Origin of the sequence: Pseudomonas sp. UBA6276 (assembly GCF_002438365.1) — a bacterium.
Classification (GTDB): Bacteria; Pseudomonadota; Gammaproteobacteria; order Pseudomonadales; family Pseudomonadaceae; genus Aquipseudomonas; species Aquipseudomonas coleopterorum.
The window spans coordinates 1-20,457 of record NZ_DJUS01000158.1 but is presented as its reverse complement, the minus strand read 5'-3'; the positions used below and the strand labels follow the sequence as shown (position 1 = coordinate 20,457).

Below are 20,457 nucleotides of genomic sequence, written 5' to 3'. Positions count from 1 at the left end.
GAGTAGTCGATGGTTCAGGCAAGTAGTGACGGCAATGGTGGGCATTCGACAGCCCGCCCGATCGGCATGCTGGTGGCAGCGGTCGGCGTCGTATATGGCGACATCGGCACCAGTCCGCTGTACACCCTCAAGGAGGTCTTTTCCGGGGGCTACGGCGTACCCATTTCCCACGATGGCGTGCTGGGTATCCTCTCGTTGATCTTCTGGTCGCTGATCTGGGTGGTCTCGATCAAATACATGCTGTTCGTGCTGCGCGCCGACAACCAGGGCGAGGGCGGCATCATGGCCCTGACGGCACTGGCAACCCGTGCCACTTCATCAATGCCCAGGCTGCGCGCGTTGATGGTGGTGTGCGGATTGGCCGGTGCGGCGCTGTTCTACGGCGACAGCATGATCACTCCGGCCGTCTCGGTGCTTTCGGCGATCGAGGGCATGGAGTTGGCCTTCGATGGCCTGGAGCGCTGGGTTGTGCCCATGGCGCTGGTGGTGCTGGTGGCCTTGTTCCTGATCCAGAAACACGGCACCCAGCGCATCGGCAAGCTGTTCGGGCCGGTGATGGTGATGTGGTTTCTGGTGCTGGGGCTGCTCGGCGCCTATGGCGTGTATCAGCATCCCGAAGTGCTCAAAGCATTGAATCCGGCCTGGGCGGTGCGCTTCTTCATCGTTCATCCCGGCATGGGCGTGGCGATTTTGGGCGCCGTGGTCCTAGCGCTGACCGGTGCCGAAGCGCTGTACGCCGACATGGGCCATTTCGGCCGCAAGCCCATCGCCCGCGCCTGGTTCATCCTGGTATTGCCCGCTCTGGTGCTGAACTACTTCGGTCAGGGCGGCCTGCTGCTGGAGAACCCCGAAGCGGCGCGCAATCCGTTCTTCCTGCTGGCGCCGGGCTGGGCCCTGGTGCCCTTGGTGGCATTGTCCACCCTGGCCACCGTGATCGCTTCGCAGGCAGTGATTTCCGGCGCCTTTTCCCTGACCCAGCAAGCCATTCAGCTGGGCTATATCCCGCGCATGCACATTCAGCACACGTCGAGCAGCGAGCAGGGACAGATCTACATCGGCGCGGTGAACTGGGCGTTGATGGTCGGCGTGGTGCTGTTGGTGATCGGCTTCGAATCCTCCGGCGCCCTGGCTTCGGCCTACGGTGTGGCGGTCACGGGCACCATGCTGATGACGACCATTCTGGTCTCGGCGGTGATGCTGCTGTTGTGGAAATGGCCGCCGGTGCTGGCGGTGCCGGTGCTGATCGGCTGCCTGCTGGTGGATGGCCTGTTCTTCGCCGCCAACGTGCCGAAGATCATCCAGGGCGGTGCCTTTCCGGTGCTGGCGGGGACCGTGCTGTTCATCCTCATGACCACCTGGAAGCGCGGCAAGCAACTGCTGGTCGAGCGGATCGACGAGGGCGGACTGCCGCTGCCGATCTTCATCGGCAGCATCAGCGTGCAGCCACCGCATCGCGTCCAAGGCACGGCGGTGTTCCTGACCGCGCGCTCCGATGCCGTACCCCATGCGCTGTTGCATAACCTGCTGCACAACCAGGTGCTGCATGAACAAGTGGTGCTGTTGACGGTGGTCAACGAGGATACGCCGCGGGTGCCAGTGGGCCGTCGATTCGAAGTGCAAAGCTATGGTGAGGGGTTCTTCAGGGTGATTCTGCACTACGGCTTCATGGATGAACCGGACGTACCGGGTGCCTTGGCCCTCTGTGATCTGCCGGACCTGGACTTCAGCCCGATGCGTACCACCTATTTCCTCAGTCGCGAAACGGTGATCCCCTCCAAGCTGGCCGGCATGGCGCGTTGGCGCGAGCAGTTGTTCGCCTTCATGCTGAAGAATGCCAACGGCAACCTGCGCTTCTTCAAGCTGCCAGTGAATCGGGTGATCGAGCTGGGTACGCAGGTGGAAATGTAGGGAGAGGCAGCGGCAGGGCATGCTCATTGCTGACTCGACTCCCCTGCAGGAGCCGGCAGTGCCCGCGAAGAGGCCCTAGCTGACCCCCACAAAAAAGCCCCGGCACCTGTTCAGGTCCGGGGCTTTGTTTTTAGAGCCGGATCAGTTCGAGCCGGTACGCTTGTCGATCTGCTGCACCAGGCGCTTGGCCAGCGCCGGGTAGTTCTCGTCGAAGTGATGCCCGCCTGGCAGCTTCATTTTCTCACCCACTGCGGTGGCTTCGGTACAGCCGCTTTCATCGGCCTCTTCCTCGCCGTAAACGCAGACCACCTTGGCGGCCGGCAGCTTGGCCATTTCCGGGCCGGTAGGTGCCTCCTTGCCCGCATTGCCCAGCCATCCCTCGACTTCGATCTCGAAGCTGCCACTGCGCGCGAAGGCCAGCAGGATGATCGCGCTGACGCTGTTCTGCTCCTCGGCGGGCAGGCGGTTGTAAATGGCTGGCAGCACGTCGGCACCGAACGAATAGCCGGTCAGCACGAAGCGCTTCGCGCCCCATTTCTGTCGGTAGTAGTGCATCAACTCGACCAGGTCGTCGGCGCTTTGCTCGGGTGTCTTGTGCTCCCAGTAATAGCGCAGGGTGTCGATCCCTACTGTTGGGTAACCCATGGTCGCCATGTCCCCGGCCACCGCCTTGTCGAGGTCGCGCCAGCCGCCGTCGCCAGAAAGGAACAGGCTGACGGTATCGTTGCTCTGCGTTGCGGGCACCTCGACCACCGGAATGGCCAGGTGGGTGCCTTCATCGCCGACCAGAATATCGGTGATCTGATTCTTCAGCACTTGCGGCAGCTTCACGTCGTAATCGCTGATGACGGTCTGCGCATTGGGTTGGTCGCGCACGAACGCGGCGCTGGCGTCGTCGGGGTTGTCGTTCCAGGCCACCATCCATTGGCCATGCTCGGCTTTCTTCGGCAACTCCGGTACACAGCCGTCGGGTTTCTCCACGCTCAGATCCACCGACACGGCCTGGGCCTTGTCGTTGTCCTGCGTGGCCAGCCAGCGCCAGGCCAGCGAGGCGCCCGGACCGATCCCCGCCACCAGATCCGGTTTGGCGTCGAGTCGCTCGATGGCGGCATTCAACGCGGCTTGCTGCGCGCTGCAGTCGGTTTCCGGCAGGATCACCTGGACGATGTGCGCGGAGGCGTCCCGGCTCAAGTCCAGCAACTGCTTGTCGGTCAGGGCTTCGGCGGCGGGCAGTGCGATCGCCACCCGGGACTTGGTCCGCGTGCCGGGGACGACATCGCGAGCGTCGCTGCCGTTGCTCAGGCGTTGTGCGCTGAGCTGTGCAGCCGGGACAGGGCGGGTGGCCCACCAGTAGTAGCCGGCAGCTGCCAGCAGCAGTACCACGATCAAGGCGAACAACTTGCGCCAGTAACGTCGAATCATCAGCGTTTCACCAATCCTGTCAGGCCACCTGCAATGAGGGCGGCGGTATCGGCCAGTGCCACCAGCGGATCAAGGCCGGCCGGCACGGCCATGTAGCGAGGCTCCCAGGTAGGCTGGAACTTGTCCTTGAACCGGCGCAGGCCCTGGAAGTTGTACAACTGCTCGCCACGATTGAACACCATCGAGCCAAGGCGCTGGGTCAGGGGAGCACCGCGTCGCGGTTGCAGACCGGACAGCGGCACCATGCCCAGACTGAAGCGCCCGTAGCCGTGTTTCTTGTAGTGCTGGATCAAGCCTACCATCATGAACTCCATGGTCAGCTTGGGCGCCTGGGGATGCGCACGCATCAGGTCCAGACTGGCCAGCTCCTTGCTGTCGGTTTCCAGCAGGTTGGCGAACGCCACGGGCTTGCCTTCGAAATGGACGATCGCGATGCGGAAATGGTTCAGGTATTCAGGACTGAAGCGGCCCAGGGAAAACCCCTTCTCGCGTACGTTCTTGCCCGTGAGCCACGCATCGGAAATGACCTTGAGCTCTTCCAGTGGCGCCTGTCCGGGCTCGTAGATCTCCAGTGACAGACCGTCGCGGGTGCCGCGGTTCCAGGTGTAGCGCAGGTCCTTCATCTCCTTGCCCTTGGCTTCCAGATCGAAAGCGTACAAGTCGACCCGGGCTTCTTCGCCCAGCTTGATCGCGGTCAGGCCGATGTCCATGTAGAACGGCAGGTTCTCGGCCCGGACCTGATAGAACACCGGGCGCGCGTGGTGAAAGTCGCAGAGGTCGCGGAACTGCCAGATCATTTCGGCGCGCGGCTGGGTCGGGCCGATGGGGTCGTACAGCGCCACCAGGCTGCGCCCGCGACGGGCATACATCAGAAAGGCTTCATCCTTGGGGTGGAACAGCAGTGCCTTGTCGCCGGTCAGGGCCAGGCCACCATCGGGCTGGTGCGACGCCTTGAGAATGGTCGCGGCGCGCTGCAGTTCCTCGGGTGTGGGCAGATGGATCACCGGGCGCGCGGTGCGCAGCAGCCAGGTCAGCGCAACCACGATCAACAACACTGCGCTGCCCAGGGCCGAACGCAGGCCGCGAGGTGCATCGGCATCCAACGCAAACTGCCACCACAGCTTGGTGCTGTAGGGCACGTCCTGGTAGGCGAAGAACAGCAACCAGATCGACGCACCCACCACGCACACGCTGGCGATCAGGTACAGCGGGGAGAACGGCAACTCCAGCAGTCGGCTGGGCCGGTAGAAGGAGCGCTTGAAGACGGCGAGCAGCAGTGCGGTCATGCACAGCAGCGAGGCCTCTTCCCAGTCGAAGCCCTTGAGCAGCGACAGCACGGCACCCACCAGCAGCAGCACCATGGTCAATACCCACGCGGCCGACAGGCGACGGCGCAACCCCTGTGCCAGCAGCAGGCACAGCACGCCCACCAGACTGGCACCCAGGTGCGAAGCATCGATCAGGCGGTGGGGGATCAGAAAGCCCAGGTCCTGCAGGCGCGTATCGATCTCTGGGGTCGCACCGGAGAACAGCAGCACGACGCCGGACAGGAACACCAGCACCGCCAGGATCGGGGCGGCGAGCCCGGAGGCCACGCGAATGGCCTGCTGGGCGAAGAACAAACGGCGCGCTTCGTTGGCCAGCAGCAGCACGCACGCCACCAGCATCGGCAGCACGACATAGATCAGGCGATACAGCAGCAGCGCCGCAGCCAGGGGCGCGGCGCCCAGGGTGTCGGCGAACGCTGCGAGCAGAATCGCCTCGAAGACCCCGACACCCCCAGGTACGTGGCTGAGCACCCCGGCGGCGAGGGCCAGCAGGTAGATCAGTACGAAGGCACCGAACGGCGGAGCCTCGGGCAGCAACAGATAGAGCACGGTGGCGGCTGCCACCACGTCCAGTGCGGTGATGACCAGTTGCAGCAGGGTCAGGCGCGCACTCGGCAAGCGCAGGGTGCGACGTCCGGCACGGACCAGCAGGTTATCGGCCAGCGGCTGCTCGGCAAGACGACGTCGATAGACGCCCAGCACCAGCAGGGCAGTCAGTAGCAGCACGATCGCGGCGATGGTTCCCAGCAGCCCTTGCGAAAGCCCCAGGGCCAGCGAAGCGGCGGGCAGGCTGCTCAGGGTGGCCACGGCGGCAAGCGGCGGCAATGCACAGCCCAGCGAAAGGCTGGCGAACAAGGTCATGCGCGCGACTTCGCCTGCACCTACGCCCAATCGCGAGTACAGCCGGTAACGAACCGAACCGCCGGACAGCATCGACAAGCCGATGGCGTTGCCGATGGCGAATGAGGTAAAGCCGCCCAGGGCCAAGGTGCGTGCCGGGAGAGCCACATTGGCATAGCGGCTGGCGGACCATTCATAGCCCAGCAGAATGATGAAGCCGCAGACCATGGCCAGCAAGGCTCCGCCCAGTGCAGCAGGCGGCGTGGCCAGTACCGAGTCGTGCAGCGCGTAGATGTCCAGTTCGCTGAGCAGATGCCGACAGGCGAGCAGGGCGATGGCAAACAGCAACAGGGTAACGGCCAGCCCCACCGGCTGCCGGTAGCGGCTCAGCAGATCCAGCCAGCGAGCGCGCTCGGGCTTTATCGGGCCGGCGGCAGCGGCAGGTGGGAGTTCCATAGCGGTTGAGTCGGGCAAGTCAGAGCGCATCAATCACCTCTTGGATTGTGCGCAACAGGATGCCGGGATCCCGTCAAAGTACCAATCCCTGTGGAAAAAATAATTCGCGCCATTCTAACGCCTGTGCGCCATGGGTGACCGGCGCCTGGCCAACTGTAAAGCAATTTTCACATTGCTCGCGCGCAGCCTTCGTTAGGTGGCTATTGGCTTTTTCGAGCGCATACGAAAAAGGCCACCCGTTTATAGAGTGGCCCTTCCGATGTTTGGTTGCGGGAGCCGGATTTGAACCGACGACCTTCGGGTTATGAGCCCGACGAGCTACCAGACTGCTCCATCCCGCGTCTGTGGAGGCGCATTCTACAGATACCTGGCAGGCTGTCAACGCATTAGATGCATTAAGCTTCAAATCAGCCCGGATATCTGAACGGCAGGCAAGAAAAAGCCCCCGGCGCGTGGGCGGCGGGGGCTGATTCACACGCAGTGATTACACCAGCGGCTTGGGCTCGTCCTGAGTACCTTGCGCGCTGTCAGCAGCGCTCGATACTTCGGTTTCAGGCTTGAGCGCGGCGAGCTTCGCTGCTTCCTCGGCTTCGCGCTTGCGACGACGCACTTCGCGAGGATCGTTAGGCGCGCGGCCGTTGCTCGGCAGCACCGGTGCCGGTTCGGCTTCCTTGAGCGGCTCGGGTTGTGCAACCACCACAGGCTCGCTCGCAGGCGCAGGTTCGGCAACCGGCGCGATGACCGGTTCTACCGTCACAGGCTCGACGGCGGCAGGTTCGACCGAGACTGGCTCGACAGACGACGGCTCCACAGCAGCAGGTTCGCTGATCTGGTGCAGGGCAGGCTCGGCAGGCAACGAAGGCACGTCTTCGGCGGCTGGCACGGCGCGCTGCTGGAACGCAGGCTCGTTGACCTGTGCAGGATCGACGACCACCGGTGCGTCCACTTCGACATCGGTGCCTGGCTGGCTGATCGGCGCAGGGGTGGTGTCGAACGGAGGCGTTACTTCCACCGGTTCCGCGACGTCCTGCTGCACCGGCTCATCGGTCTCGGCAGGCTTGGCTGCTTCGACGACGGGCTGTTGCTCGGCCACAGGTGCAGCGCTTTCGTTGGAAGGCGCGGCCCAGGTGTCGGGTGCCGAGACCGTTGCAGGGCGTTCGACTTCGGCAGGGCTATCTGCCTGGACAGGGGTGGTAGCCGGTGTGTCGACGGCGGCTTCGGCAGTCGGCGCAGTGGCGACGATTTCCGGCGCGGCCAGGCTTTCGCCTTCAGCGTTGGCTTCCTGGGTAGCGGCAGGTTGCACGCTGCGATTGGCCTGTTCGGCCTGCTCGTGGGCCTGGGCTTCGGCAGAAGCGCTGATGGCGTTTTCCGCGACCGCTGCAGTCACGGCAACGCTGGCTGCAAGGGCTGCACCGTTGGAATCGCCTTCGGTCATCGACTCGTTGGACTCTTCCGAGCCTTCGATCACGTCGCCGTTGGCATCGCGTTGACGTTCGCGACGGTTGCTGCGGCGACGCTGACCACGGGAGCGGCGACGCGGACGATCACCGTCGTTGCCTTCCTGGTTGTCGTCCTGCAGCAGCTCTTCGTTGTTCAGCACGTCTTCGGTGGTGTCGGCGTCGGTTTCGGATGCCTGTTCCGGATGCGCTGCGCGCTCTTCGCGGGCAACGCGAGGCTGACGTTCTTCACGGGCCGGACGTTCCTCGCGTGGTGCGCGTTCTTCACGGGCTGGGCGCTCTTCACGCGGTGCACGTTCCTCACGAGGAGCGCGCTCTTCGCGGGTCACGCGCTCTTCACGTGGAGCACGCTCCTCGCGGGCGGGGCGTTCTTCGCGAGCGGTCGGTGCGTCCAGAGGCTCACGCAGTTCACGTACCCGTGGTGCGTCGTCGCCACCGTTGCGTGGGCGGCGGTCTTCACGCGGAGCGCGCGGCTGGCGTTCCTCGCGCGGCGCGCGGGCAGGGCGTTCTTCGCGTGCGGCGGGTGCATCTTCGCGGGCGGCGCGGTCTTCACGCGGTTTGCGTTCTTCGTCGCGGCGATTGCTGCTGCGGTTGCGGCTCTGCTGACGACCGTTGCGGCGCTCTTCGCGCGCCGGGCGCTCGGGGGCGGTGGCGGCAGGCTTCTCGACGACCACCGGAGCGGCAGGCGTTTCCTTGGTAGCGAACAGGCTGACCAGGGACTTGACCAGACCCTTGAACAGGCTTGGCTCGGCGATCTGTGGAGCCGGTGCGGGCGCAGCTGCGGCCACGGGCGCTGCTTCTTCGGCGGCAACCGGAGCGGCAGTGCGGGTCGGCGCGGTTTTCACCGCCGCTTCCTGGCGAACCAGGGTGCGGGTGGCGGCCACTGGTTGTACTTCTTCCACTTCGGCGGCGGCGATTTCGTAGCTGGACTGGCTGTTCTGCGCTTCCGGGCTGTCGTCGCGCAGGCGCTGCACTTCGAAGTGCGGCGTTTCCAGGTGATCGTTCGGCAGGATCACGATGCGGGCGCGGGTGCGCAGTTCGATCTTGGTGATCGAATTGCGTTTTTCGTTGAGCAGGAAGGCAGCGACTGGAATCGGCACCTGGGCGCGGACTTCGGCAGTGCGGTCCTTCAGGGCTTCTTCTTCGATCAGGCGCAGGATCGCCAGTGACAGCGATTCGACGTCACGGATGATCCCGGTGCCGCTGCAGCGTGGGCAGACGATGCCGCTGCTTTCGCCCAGCGAAGGGCGCAGGCGCTGACGGGACATTTCCAGCAGGCCGAAACGGGAGATACGACCCACCTGGACACGAGCGCGGTCGGCTTCCAGCGATTCACGGACCTTGTCTTCCACGGCGCGCTGGTTCTTGGCCGGAGTCATGTCGATGAAGTCGATGACGATCAGGCCGCCGATGTCGCGCAAGCGCAGCTGACGAGCGATCTCTTCGGCGGCTTCGAGGTTGGTCTGCAGGGCGGTTTCTTCGATGTCGCTGCCCTTGGTGGCGCGCGCCGAGTTGATGTCGATGGACACCAGGGCTTCGGTCGGGTCGATGACGATCGAGCCACCGGAAGGCAGTTCGACCACACGCTGGAAAGCGGTTTCGATCTGGCTTTCGATCTGGAAGCGGTTGAACNNACGCTGTCTTCGTACAGCTTGATCTTGCTGGCGTACTGCGGCATCACCTGGCGGATGAAGGTCAGGGCTTCGTCCTGGGCTTCGACGCTATCGATCAGCACTTCGCCGATGTCCTGGCGCAGGTAGTCGCGGATGGCGCGGATGATGACGTTGCTTTCCTGATAGATCAGGAATGGCGCGGAGCGGTCCAGGGAGGCTTCCTTGATCGCGGTCCACAGTTGCAGCAGGTAGTCCAGGTCCCATTGCATCTCTTCGCTGCTGCGGCCCAGGCCGGCAGTGCGGACGATCAGGCCCATGTCGGCCGGAGCCACCAGGCCATTGAGTGCTTCGCGCAGCTCGTTGCGCTCTTCGCCTTCGATGCGACGGGAGATGCCGCCGGCCCGTGGGTTGTTGGGCATCAGCACCAGGTAACGACCGGCCAGGCTGATGAACGTGGTCAGGGCTGCGCCCTTGTTGCCGCGCTCTTCCTTCTCGACCTGGACGATGACTTCCTGGCCTTCGCTCAGGACTTCCTTGATGTTGACGCGGCCTTCAGGGTTTTTCTTGAAGTATTCGCGGGAGATTTCCTTGAGGGGCAGGAAGCCGTGGCGTTCCGAGCCGAAGTCGACGAAGGCGGCCTCAAGGCTGGGTTCGATGCGAGTGATGCGGCCTTTATAGATGTTGGCCTTCTTCTGCTCGCGGGCGCCGGACTCGATGTCCAGGTCGTAGAGGCGCTGGCCGTCTACCAGGGCAACACGCAACTCTTCGGGTTGAGTTGCGTTAATCAGCATTCTTTTCATGTAGTACCGTCGGTTTCCGGGCTGCCGGAAACGGCGTTCGGCACACACGACTTCTCACGGTCGGTGTCAGGTGCGTCAACAGGGCCTAGGCCACTGCAGTGTCCAGCGATATCTGCCCAACAGGGGCGGAACCGCGACGACGCGTCCTGCTTGCTGTGGTGTCAAAAGCACTCAGTCAGGAGGAGGAATCAATCGTCTGGCGTGGACGCCCTTGAGCGTCTTGTTCAAGACCGGCATGGCAGAAGTGCCTGAGGCTGCTTCCTGCCGTGACGCGGTACTACACGGTCCGACGGTTGTGCATCTCCACCCTACACGTATCCCTGATAATTCGGGTGCTGCCGTGCGCTGAATCCGCAACGGGTTGGCAATATCGCGAACTTCAATTCGTAAAGTTCGCCCTGTATGACTAAGGCGTTGGGTTTCCGAAGCTTGTGCCTGAACTGGGTGAGAGCGACTGCGAAGCGGGAGTGGCGTCGAACAAAGGCAGGAAGGTGTCCGGTATGCCGGGGTTCCTGGGCTTTCATCGGCCTTCTCGCACCTGCGCGGGCGTTGCCCTCAAATACTCCGTAACTGGCAAAAGCCCCGTAGGACGGCCTCGCGTCCTCGAGAATTGCGTTGGTCAGGGCTGGTTCATAACCGCTTGTCCGCTGCCCAGCCGCTTATGGCGGCGTTCGCGACTATAGCAGCAATCATTAAGTGCTTCAAATCCATAAAAAATTGTTATGATCGCGGCCATGACGACTACTACTCCCCCAACCTCCGGCGTTCAGCTGATCGAGGTTGCGCCGGAACTTGCCGGCCAACGCATAGACAACTTCCTCATCACGGCGCTCAAGGGCGTGCCCAAAACCTTGATCTATCGCATCCTGCGCAAGGGCGAAGTGCGAGTGAACAAAGGGCGCATCAAGCCGGAATACAAGCTGCAGGCTGGCGACATCGTGCGCGTGCCGCCGGTGCGCCTGCCCGAGCGCGACGCGCCGGTGCCGGTGGCGCAAGGGCTGCTGCAGCGCCTCGAGGACGCCATCGTCTACGAAGACAAGGCGCTGATCGTGCTGAACAAGCCGGCAGGCATTGCCGTGCACGGCGGCAGTGGCCTGAGCTTCGGTGTGATCGAAGCCTTTCGCCAGTTGCGTCCCGATGCCAAGGAGCTCGAGCTGGTGCATCGCCTGGACCGGGACACCTCCGGCCTGTTGATGATCGCCAAGAAGCGCAGCATGCTGCGCCACCTGCACGCGGCGCTGCGTGGCGACGGTGTCGACAAACGCTACATGGCCCTGGTTCGAGGGCATTGGGCAACTGCCAAGAAACAGGTCAATGCGCCTTTGCTCAAGAGTAACCTGCGCTCCGGCGAGCGCATGGTCGAGATCAACGAAGAAGGCAAGGAAGCGCTGACCCTGTTCAAGGTGCTGCGTCGCTTCGGCGACTTCGCGACCATCGTCGAAGCACGCCCCATCACCGGGCGCACCCATCAGATCCGTGTGCATGCCCTGCACGCCGGTCACGAGATCGCGGGCGATACCAAGTATGGCGACGAGAACTTTTCCAAGGAGATTCGCGACCTGGGCGGCAAGCGGCTGTTCCTGCATGCCTACGCGCTGACCGTGCCGCTGCCCGATGGCGGCGAGCTGAAGGTCGAGGCACCGGTCGACGAGGTCTGGGCCAAGACCGTGGAGCGACTGAGTGCAAGCTGATTACAAACTGCTGATTTTCGACTGGGATGGCACCCTGTGCGACTCCATCGGCCGGATTGTCGAGGCCATGCACGCCGCAGCGGCGGCATCGGGGTATCCGCCCTGCAGTGACGAGGCGGTCAAGGGCATCATCGGCCTGGCCTTGCCGGAAGCCATCAGCGTGTTGTATCCCCAGCTCGACGACGTACAGGTGATGGCTATGCGCGATCACTATGCCGACGCCTACATGGCCCTGGACGCTACCCCTTCCTCGTTGTATCCCGGGGTCCGCGAGGCCTTGCTCGGGTTTCGCGAGCAGGGTTACCGCCTTGCGGTGGCCACCGGCAAGGCGCGCCGAGGGCTGGACCGTGTGCTCAAGGCCCATGGCTGGGAGGACTTTTTCGACATCACCCGGGCGGCCGATGAAACCCGCGGCAAACCCCATCCTCTGATGCTTGAGCAGATCATGAGCCATTGTGAGGTGGGGCCTGAGCGTTCGCTAATGGTCGGCGATGCCTCGTTCGATCTATTGATGGCCCGCAATGCCGGCATGCACAGCGTCGCAGTGGGTTATGGCGCCTTGCCGCTGGACGTGCTGCGGCAATACGAACCGCAGCTGTGTATCGAGTCGTTCGATCAACTGCCGCAGTGGCTGGACAGTCGCCGCGCCGGTGCGCGTGGCCTTGCATAAGGAGTAGAAAATGTCTGACCAATGGAAAGCGCCGCGCAGCGAAGAAGACAGCGCCCCGATCGGCGACGAGAAAAGCTGGCGATTGCTGGAAAAGACTCTGCTGGCCAGTGTTCAGGAGCAGCGCCGCGCACGTCGATGGGGCATATTCTTCAAGTTCTTGACCTTTATTTACCTGTTCGGCGCGATCTTGCTGTTTTCGCCGTTGCTGGACATGGAAAAGGCCGCCACCAGTGGTGCATCCGGGTACACCGCCGTGATCGACGTACGCGGCGTGATTGCCGACAAGGAAGCGGCGAGCGCGGACAACATCGTCGGCAGCCTGCGCAGCGCCTTCGAAGACACCAAGGTGAAAGGCGTGATCCTGCGCATCAACAGCCCTGGCGGCAGCCCGGTGCAATCCGGCTACGTATATGACGAGATCCGTCGCCTGCGCGGTGAGCACCCGGACATCAAGGTCTATGCAGTGATCGCCGACCTGGGCGCCTCCGGGGCCTATTACATTGCCAGCGCGGCTGATCAGATCTATGCGGACAAATCCAGCCTGGTCGGCTCCATCGGTGTGACCGCGGCCGGCTACGGCTTCGTCGGCACCATGGAAAAGCTGGGCGTGGAGCGACGTGCCTATACCTCGGGTGAGCACAAAGCCTTCCTGGATCCGTTCCAGCCGCAGCGCGCCGATGAGACCGAGTTCTGGAAGGGCGTTCTGGCCACGACCCATCGACAGTTCATCGACAGCGTGAAGGCCGGGCGCGGCGATCGGCTCAAGGACAAGGAACATCCGGAGCTGTTTTCCGGGCTGATCTGGTCGGGCGAGCAGGCGCTGCAACTGGGCCTGGTCGATGCCTTGGGCAGTAGCAGTATGGTTGCCCGTGACGTGATCGGCGCCAAGGATATGGTCGACTTCACCGTGAAGGAGTCGCCACTGGACCGTTTCTCGAAAAAGCTGGGTGCCAGCGTTGCCGATCAGATCGCCATGTGGATGGGGTTCCAGGGGCCGAGTCTGCGCTGAGGTCATGCGGGGCGGTCAAGGGCCCTTTCGCGGGCCCTCTGCCCCCGAAGGCGACCGTGATCGCCCTGCAGGACTCAAGGGATTTGCACACCTTCTTTGAGCAGCATGTCCACCAGGCGAATCAGTGGCAGGCCGACCAGGCTGGTGGCGTCCGGGCCTTCGGTGCTCTGGAACAGGCTCACGCCCAGACCCTCGGCCTTGAAGCTGCCGGCGCAGTCGTAGGGCTTTTCCGCCAGCAGGTAGCGCTCGATGGCTGCAGTCGACAGCGGGCGCATGTTCACCGTGAACGGCACCACATCGACCTGGCATTCGCCGCTGCTCACATTCAATAGCGCCAGGCCGGTGAGAAACGTGACGGATGCACCGCTGGCCGCGATCCGCTGTTCGCGCGCACGCTCGAAATCCAGCGGCTTGCCCAGAATTCTCTCGCCCAGCACCGCGACCTGATCCGAACCAATGATCAGATGCCCGGGGTGGGCGGCCGACAGTGCCCTGGCCTTCTGTTCGGCCAGGCGCTTGACCAGGGCGCACGCCGGCTCGTCTGGCAGGTGGCTTTCATCGATATCGGGCGAGGCGCAGGTGAACGGCAGACGCAGCCGCGACAGCAGTTCGCGGCGGTAGGGCGAGCTGGAAGCAAGTAGCAGGGCGGGCATGGCAGGCTCCTGTGGATGAACGGCCACTCTATCACGCACCCAGGCCCGAATTTCCTTTGACAGGCGAGGGGGGCGTCCCTAGAATGCTGCGCCTATGTTGAATGACCCGATTCCACCTCACGTTGACCCGCGCAAATTGGCAGATCGTGGCGTAACCCTTGAAGGTTCGCTGCAGTTGGCCGATTTGGAGAGACTCTGCGACCCGCTTTCCGACAACGTCGGTACGGTGCAGGCCAAATTCATCTTCGAACGAGACGAACGCAAGGCCGTGGTCATCCACAGCTGCCTGGACGTCGAAGTCAAGATGGTTTGCCAGCGTTGTCTTGAGCTGGTAACCCTGCCGATCCATAGCGAATGCAGTTACGCCGTGGTGAAGGAGGGTGCGAACACCCAGTCGTTACCGAAAGGTTATGACGTGCTGGAACTGGGCGAAGATCCATTGGATCTGCAGGCGCTGGTCGAGGAGGAGCTGTTGCTCGCCTTGCCCATCGTGCCTGCTCATCATCCGGAAGAATGCCAGCAGCCGGCGGGAGCAGATGATCCCGATCCGAGCGAGGACGAGGTAACGCGGTCCAACCCGTTCAGTGTATTGGCGCAGTTAAAGCGTGACCCAAACGTTTAGGAGTTAATCAATTATGGCTGTTCAGCAGAACAAAAAATCCCGCTCTGCCCGTGACATGCGCCGTTCGCACGACGCACTCGAGGCAAGCACCCTGTCGGTCGAAAAGACCACCGGTGAAGTGCACCTGCGTCACCACGTATCGCCAGAAGGCGTATACCGTGGCCGTAAAGTGATCGACAAGGGCGCTGACGAGTAAATCTTGTCCGCTCAGTCCGTCGCGATTGATGCAATGGGCGGGGACTTCGGTCCCCGCAGCATTGTTCAGGCCAGCCTTGCCTGCCTGTCCGCTACGCCCTCGCTGCACCTGACCCTCGTCGGTCACCCTCAACTCCTTGAAGAACTGATTGCCAGCCAGCCGGCGGTGGATCGCTCACGCCTGCACGTCGCTGCCGCCAGCGAAGTGGTCGGCATGGACGAGCGCCCGTCACAGGCGTTGCGCGGCAAGCCCGATTCCTCGATGCGGGTGGCGCTGCAGTTGCTGCGCGACGAGCAGGTTCAGGCCGTGGTCAGCGCGGGCAACACCGGGGCCTTGATGGCGCTGTCCAGGCACCTGCTCAAGACCTTGCCCGGTATCGACCGCCCCGCGATGATGGCCGCCATTCCCACGCGGGGAGGCTACTGCCAGCTGCTCGATCTGGGCGCCAATGTCGATTGCAGCGCCGAGCATCTGTATCAGTTCGCCGTGATGGGGTCGGTGGCCGCTCAAGCGCTGGGTGTCGAACGGCCACGGGTGGCGCTGCTCAACGTCGGTACCGAGGACATCAAGGGCAACCAGCAGGTCAAGCTGGCGGCAAGTCTGCTGCGCAAGGCGCAGGGCTTGAACTACACCGGCTTCATCGAAGGCGACGGTGTGTTCCGAGGAGAGGCCGATGTGGTGGTGTGCGACGGTTTCGTTGGCAATATTCTGCTCAAATCCAACGAGGGTCTGGCCGGCATGTTCGCCGAACGCGTTCAGGCATTGTTTCAAAGCAGCCTGATGGCGCGGGCCGTGGGCGCCCTGGCCATGCCGCTGCTCAAGCGCTTGCAGGCCGATCTGGCGCCGGCGCGCTACAACGGTGCCAGTTTCCTCGGCCTGCAGGGGATCGTGGTGAAGAGCCACGGCGCCGCAGGCGTGGAAGGCTTGCAGTGCGCGATAGACCGTGCACGCGACGAGATTCGTGAAAACCTGCCCCAGCGCCTGCACGGGCGGTTGGCGCAGATGCTGCTTTAGGCATGCCTGGCCCCCAGTGCTTGAATGTGACCACGGGCGGGCATAGGTTATCCAACTCTGAGTTCAGCGCGCCGGGTACGCTTCCGGCGTCGAAATTTTCGGCAACAAGATCACACAAGGGCTTGTTCAATGTCTGCATCCCTCGCATTCGTTTTCCCGGGGCAAGGTTCCCAGTCGCTCGGCATGCTGGCCGAACTGGGCGCACAGTACCCTCTGGTCATGGACACCTTCAAGGAGGCGTCCGACGCCCTGGGTTATGACCTCTGGGCGCTGGTCCAGCAAGGCCCGGTCGAAAGCCTCAACCAGACCGACAAGACGCAACCTGCCATCCTTGCTGCCTCCATCGCGCTGTGGCGCCTGTGGCTGGCCGAGGGTGGCGAGCGTCCGGCCTATGTCGCCGGCCATAGCCTGGGCGAATACAGCGCGCTGGTTGCCGCTGGCTGCCTGTCGCTGGCCGATGCGGTCAAGCTGGTGGAGCGTCGTGGCCAACTGATGCAGGAAGCCGTGCCGGCCGGGCAGGGCGCCATGGCGGCCATTCTCGGCCTGGAAGACGCCGATGTGCTGGCTGCCTGCGCCGAAGCTGCGCAGGGTGAAGTCGTCAGTGCAGTCAACTTCAATTCCCCGGGCCAGGTAGTGATTGCCGGTGCCGCACAGGCCGTTGCCCGTGCCATCGAACTGTGCAAGGCCAAGGGCGCCAAGCGCGCCATGCCATTGCCGGTCAGCGTGCCGTCGCACTGTGCGTTGATGAAGCCGGCTGCCGAACGCTTCGCTGAATCGGTCAACGCCATCGACTGGCAGGCGCCGCAGATCCCGGTCGTACAGAACGTCAGTGCCGGCGTACCGGCCGATCTCGAAACCCTCAAGCGCGACCTGCTCGAGCAGCTGTACAAACCGGTGCGCTGGGTCGAAACCGTGCAGTACCTGGCAGCCCAGGGCGCACCACGTCTGGTCGAGTGCGGTCCGGGCAAGGTCCTGGCTGGCCTCAACAAGCGCTGCGCCGATGGCGTAAGCACCGAAAACCTGAACACCCCCGAAGCTTTCGCTGCCGCTCGCGCGGCGCAAGCCTGATCAAGGAGAACTTGCATGAGCCTGCAAGGTAAAGTTGCACTGGTCACTGGCGCAAGCCGTGGCATTGGCCAGGCGATTGCCCTGGAACTGGGTCGCATGGGCGCCACCGTCATCGGTACCGCCACCTCCGAGAGCGGCGCAGCGCGCATTGCCGCCACGCTCAAGGAGCATGGTATCGAAGGTACCGGCCTGGAGCTCAACGTGTGCAGCGACGAATCGGTGGCCGCCACCCTGGCCAAGATTCAGGAGCAGTTCGGCGCGCCGGCGATTCTGGTCAACAACGCCGGTATCACCCGCGACAACCTGATGCTGCGCATGAAAGACGACGAATGGCATGATGTGGTCGATACCAACCTCAACAGCTTGTTCCGCCTGTCCAAGGCCGTACTGCGTGGCATGACCAAGGCACGTTGGGGCCGGATCATCAGCATCGGCTCGGTTGTGGGTGCAATGGGCAACGTCGGCCAAGTAAACTACGCCGCAGCCAAGGCCGGTCTCGAAGGCTTCAGCCGTGCCCTGGCCCGTGAAGTGGGTTCGCGCGCGATCACCGTGAACTCGGTGGCGCCTGGTTTCATCGACACCGACATGACCCGCGAACTGCCTGAAGCGCAGCGTGAATCCCTGCAGGTGCAGATTCCGCTGGGTCGTTTGGGGCAGGCCGACGAAATCGCCAAAGTTGTCGGTTTTCTGGCTTCCGACGGTGCAGCCTACGTGACCGGCGCTACAATTCCGGTGAACGGCGGCATGTACATGTAACGAAAATTGTGACGGATGGCTTCAAAAAAATGTCTTACCCGGCATCCAAAATCCGTTATAAAGCTGCATCCGAATTCTAGGTGGCGGGCTCGCGTAGGGTCGCAGTGACGCTTTCAGTTTGAAAAGCCGAGCTTCTTCTATAAACTTACGTACCGGCCAGCCGCCTGACATATGTCCATTAGGAGTGAAAACAAGGTATGAGCACCATCGAAGAACGCGTCAAGAAGATCGTCGCCGAGCAACTGGGCGTCAAAGCGGAGGAGGTCACCAACTCTTCTTCCTTCGTTGAAGATCTGGGTGCCGATTCCCTGGACACCGTTGAGCTGGTGATGGCTCTGGAAGAGGAATTCGAAACCGAGATTCCTGACGAAGAAGCCGAGAAAATCACCACCGTTCAAGCTGCCATCGATTACGTCACTGCCCACCAGGCGTAACGTTTTGTAATCGCCGTTGCTTGTCATGGAAAAACCGCACTGCCTTCGTTGGCGTGCGGTTTTTTCTTTAGACGGCCGCGCGTTGATGTTTCCAGAATAAGGAGAGTGCTGTGTCGCGTAGACGCGTCGTGGTCACAGGTATGGGCATGCTGTCACCGCTGGGCACCGACGTGCCGAGCAGTTGGCAGGGCATCCTGGCCGGCCGCAGTGGCATAGGTCCTATCGAGCATACGGATCTATCGGCCTATTCGACCCGTTTCGGCGGCTCGGTGAAGGGGTTCGAGGTCGAGCAATACCTCTCGGTCAAGGAGGCACGCAAGCTCGACTTGTTCATTCAATACGGCCTGGCGGCGGGTTTCCAGGCGGTACGCAACGCCGGTCTCGAAGTCACCGACGCCAATCGCGAGCGCATCGGCGTGGCCATGGGTTCGGGCATTGGTGGCCTGACCAATATCGAAGAAACCTGCCGCATCATGCATGACAACGGACCGCGCCGGATATCGCCCTTCTTCGTGCCTGGTTCGATCATCAACATGATCTCCGGTTTCCTGTCGATCCACCTCGGCGCTCAGGGGCCCAACTACGCGATCGCCACGGCCTGCACCACCGGCACCCATTGCATCGGCATGGCCGCGCGCAACATCGCGTATGGCGAAGCTGACGTGATGATCGCCGGTGGCGCGGAGATGGCTGCATGCGGCTTGGGCATGGGCGGCTTCGGCGCGGCCCGTGCGTTGTCCACGCGCAACGACGAGCCCACCCGTGCCAGCCGTCCGTGGGACAAGGGCCGTGACGGTTTCGTGTTGTCCGACGGTGCTGGCGCGCTGGTACTCGAAGAACTCGAGCATGCGCAGGCGCGCGGCGCGACCATCTATGCCGAACTGATCGGTTTCGGCACCAGCGGCGATGCATTCCACATGACCTCGCCGCCCGAAGACGGCGCCGGCGCGGCGCGCTGCATGGCCAACGCCCTGCGCGATGCCGGCATCACGCCCGACCAGGTGCAATACATCAATGCCCATGGCACCTCGACCTCGGCGGGCGACCTGGCCGAAGTCAGTGCCATCAAGACCGTGTTCGGTGAGCATGCCTACAAGCTCGCAGTCAGCTCCACCAAGTCGATGACCGGGCACCTCCTCGGCGCCGCAGGTGCGGTCGAGGCGATTTTCAGTGTGCTGGCGATCAACAGCCAGATGGCGCCGCCCACCATCAACCTCGACGAGCCTGACGAAGGCTGCGATCTGGACTTCGTGCCCCATACCGCACGCAGCATGCCGATCGATGTGGTACTGAGCAACTCGTTCGGGTTCGGTGGGACCAACGGTTCGCTGGTCTTCCGGCGCTTCGCCGGTTGATGCAGGCCTGGCTCGACGGGCAGCCATGCGATGCGCTGGGCCTGAAGAGTCGGGGCCTGGCCTACGGTGACGGTGTCTTCGAAACCGTCGCCGTGCGCGGTGGCCAGGCGGTACTTCTCGAGCGTCATCTGACGCGCGTTGCGCTGGGCTGCCAGCGTCTGGCCATCCTGATCGACTCGGATGTGCTGCGCGACGAAATTGTCCGCTATGCCGCAGCGCTGGAGAAGGGCGTGCTCAAGCTGATCGTCACCCGTGGCGACAGTGCCCGAGGTTACGCGCCCGATCCGCAGGCCGGTGCGCGACGTATTCTGCAAGGCGGTCCAAGCCCTGCCTATCCGCAGGCCAACGGCGCGCAGGGCGTGGAACTCTACCCCTGCAGTACGCGCCTGGCCGAGCAGCCGTTGCTGGCCGGACTCAAGCACCTCAATCGCCTGGAACAGGTCCTGGCACGCGCCGAATGGAGCGACCCGAGCTTCGCCGAAGGTTTGATGCTGGACATGTCCGGGCGCTTGGTCGAAGGGGTCTACAGCAATCTGTTTCTGGTCATCGACGGAGTGCTGCACACGCCTTCCCTGCAGCGCTGTGGCGTGGCCGGGGTGATGCGTGCCGAACTGCTGGAGCAGGCCGCAAGCCTGGGTCTGGAGGTTGTCGTGGACGACCTGTGGCCAGCGGACCTGGCACGGGCCGAGGAAGTCTTCGTGTGCAATAGCGTCTACGGCGTGTGGCCTGTGCGCGCATTCACGTCACTGAGGTGGCCGGCGGGTCCGCTCACCCGTAAACTGCAAGGCATTGCCCACGCGCTATTGGATGCCTGATTTGTGAAGCGTAAATTTCTGCTGTTGCTGGAGACGCTCATCGTGGTTGCCGTACTGGCAGCGGGCGTGGCGGCCTGGAAAGTCGACAGCGCCCTGAACCAGCCGCTGGCCGTCACTCAAGAACAATTGCTCGATGTACCCAACCGCGCGACCCCCGGCGGCACGATCCTGCGCATGGAGGCAGCGGGCACCCTGCGGGATGCCTTCTGGCTGCGTCTTTACTGGCGCTTCAATCGCGCCGGGCAGCCGCTGCACACCGGCGAATACCGCCTGACCCCGGGCATGACCGTGAACGAGCTGTTCAATGTCTGGCAGCGCGGCGAAGTGGTGCAGTACAGCCTGACCCTGGT

Annotated in this window: 15 protein-coding genes, 1 tRNA gene and 2 pseudogenes; 13 read left to right on the top strand and 5 right to left on the bottom strand. The window is 63.2% G+C overall.

Annotation, left to right across the window (positions count from 1 at the left end):
- Positions 1-9: 9 nt before the first annotated feature.
- Positions 10-1,908: a potassium transporter Kup gene (locus tag B2V21_RS18300; RefSeq protein ID WP_286917629.1), complete on the top strand. Its 1,899-nt coding sequence runs from the start codon at positions 10-12 to the stop codon at positions 1,906-1,908.
- A 141-nt stretch (positions 1,909-2,049) separates the two neighbouring features.
- On the opposite strand, the gene B2V21_RS18295 is transcribed toward B2V21_RS18300, so the two are convergent.
- The 4 genes and pseudogenes from B2V21_RS18295 to rne all read right to left on the bottom strand — a co-directional run bounded on the left by B2V21_RS18295 (position 2,050) and on the right by rne (position 9,824).
- The gene (locus B2V21_RS18295) at positions 2,050-3,330 is read right to left on the bottom strand and encodes a virulence factor family protein (protein WP_286917628.1); all 1,281 of its coding nucleotides are present in this window, start codon (positions 3,328-3,330) and stop codon (positions 2,050-2,052) included.
- The gene (gene mprF / locus B2V21_RS18290) at positions 3,330-5,984 is read right to left on the bottom strand and encodes a bifunctional lysylphosphatidylglycerol flippase/synthetase MprF (protein ID WP_192000918.1); all 2,655 of its coding nucleotides are present in this window, start codon (positions 5,982-5,984) and stop codon (positions 3,330-3,332) included. The genes B2V21_RS18295 and mprF overlap by 1 nt, the downstream gene beginning before the upstream one ends.
- Before the next feature lie 234 nt (positions 5,985-6,218).
- Positions 6,219-6,295 (bottom strand) — tRNA-Met (locus B2V21_RS18285).
- A gap of 143 nt (positions 6,296-6,438) precedes the next feature.
- Positions 6,439-9,824, bottom strand: a pseudogene (gene rne / locus B2V21_RS18280) (ribonuclease E).
- Positions 9,825-10,558: 734 nt separating this feature from the next.
- Here rne and rluC point away from each other — a divergent pair.
- Genes rluC through B2V21_RS18265 form a run of 3 tightly spaced genes read left to right on the top strand, consistent with a single transcriptional unit; the run spans position 10,559 to position 13,194 of the window.
- Positions 10,559-11,515 carry a 23S rRNA pseudouridine(955/2504/2580) synthase RluC gene (gene rluC, locus B2V21_RS18275; RefSeq protein WP_049862372.1) on the top strand — a complete coding sequence of 319 codons (957 nt, stop codon included), beginning with the start codon at positions 10,559-10,561 and terminating at the stop codon, positions 11,513-11,515.
- Positions 11,505-12,185: an HAD-IIIA family hydrolase gene (locus B2V21_RS18270; RefSeq protein WP_286917627.1), complete on the top strand. Its 681-nt coding sequence runs from the start codon at positions 11,505-11,507 to the stop codon at positions 12,183-12,185. Before rluC ends, B2V21_RS18270 begins: the two co-directional genes overlap by 11 nt.
- A gap of 10 nt (positions 12,186-12,195) precedes the next feature.
- A complete protein-coding gene (locus B2V21_RS18265; protein ID WP_049862245.1) occupies positions 12,196-13,194 on the top strand; it encodes a S49 family peptidase in 999 nt (332 codons plus the stop codon).
- Positions 13,195-13,268: 74 nt separating this feature from the next.
- Here B2V21_RS18265 and B2V21_RS18260 read toward each other — a convergent pair whose 3' ends face one another.
- The gene (locus B2V21_RS18260; RefSeq protein ID WP_286917626.1) at positions 13,269-13,847 is read right to left on the bottom strand and encodes a Maf family protein; all 579 of its coding nucleotides are present in this window, start codon (positions 13,845-13,847) and stop codon (positions 13,269-13,271) included.
- 94 nt (positions 13,848-13,941) lie between these two features.
- Here B2V21_RS18260 and B2V21_RS18255 point away from each other — a divergent pair, with 94 nt between their 5' ends.
- The 9 genes and pseudogenes from B2V21_RS18255 to B2V21_RS18215 all read left to right on the top strand — a co-directional run.
- On the top strand, positions 13,942-14,469 hold the full coding sequence (locus B2V21_RS18255; protein ID WP_043185209.1) for a YceD family protein: 528 nt from the start codon (positions 13,942-13,944) through the stop codon (positions 14,467-14,469).
- 13 nt (positions 14,470-14,482) lie between these two features.
- A complete protein-coding gene (gene rpmF / locus B2V21_RS18250) occupies positions 14,483-14,665 on the top strand; it encodes a 50S ribosomal protein L32 (protein WP_003179396.1) in 183 nt (60 codons plus the stop codon).
- 3 nt (positions 14,666-14,668) lie between these two features.
- Positions 14,669-15,679 (top strand): phosphate acyltransferase PlsX, encoded by a 1,011-nt coding sequence (plsX, locus tag B2V21_RS18245; protein WP_082223729.1) that lies wholly within the window; start codon positions 14,669-14,671, stop codon positions 15,677-15,679.
- 129 nt (positions 15,680-15,808) lie between these two features.
- Positions 15,809-16,747, top strand: a complete 939-nt coding sequence (gene fabD, locus B2V21_RS18240) for an ACP S-malonyltransferase (protein ID WP_090359703.1) — start codon at positions 15,809-15,811, stop codon at positions 16,745-16,747.
- Positions 16,748-16,762: 15 nt separating this feature from the next.
- The gene (gene fabG, locus B2V21_RS18235) at positions 16,763-17,503 is read left to right on the top strand and encodes a 3-oxoacyl-ACP reductase FabG (protein ID WP_049862240.1); all 741 of its coding nucleotides are present in this window, start codon (positions 16,763-16,765) and stop codon (positions 17,501-17,503) included.
- 197 nt (positions 17,504-17,700) lie between these two features.
- Positions 17,701-17,937 carry an acyl carrier protein gene (gene acpP, locus B2V21_RS18230; protein WP_049862239.1) on the top strand — a complete coding sequence of 79 codons (237 nt, stop codon included), beginning with the start codon at positions 17,701-17,703 and terminating at the stop codon, positions 17,935-17,937.
- Positions 17,938-18,047: 110 nt separating this feature from the next.
- Positions 18,048-19,292: a beta-ketoacyl-ACP synthase II gene (gene fabF / locus B2V21_RS18225; RefSeq protein WP_286917625.1), complete on the top strand. Its 1,245-nt coding sequence runs from the start codon at positions 18,048-18,050 to the stop codon at positions 19,290-19,292.
- The gene (gene pabC / locus B2V21_RS18220; protein WP_282345761.1) at positions 19,292-20,107 is read left to right on the top strand and encodes an aminodeoxychorismate lyase; all 816 of its coding nucleotides are present in this window, start codon (positions 19,292-19,294) and stop codon (positions 20,105-20,107) included. Before fabF ends, pabC begins: the two co-directional genes overlap by 1 nt.
- 3 nt (positions 20,108-20,110) lie before the next feature.
- Positions 20,111-20,457, top strand: a pseudogene (locus tag B2V21_RS18215) (aminodeoxychorismate lyase); the annotation flags it as partial.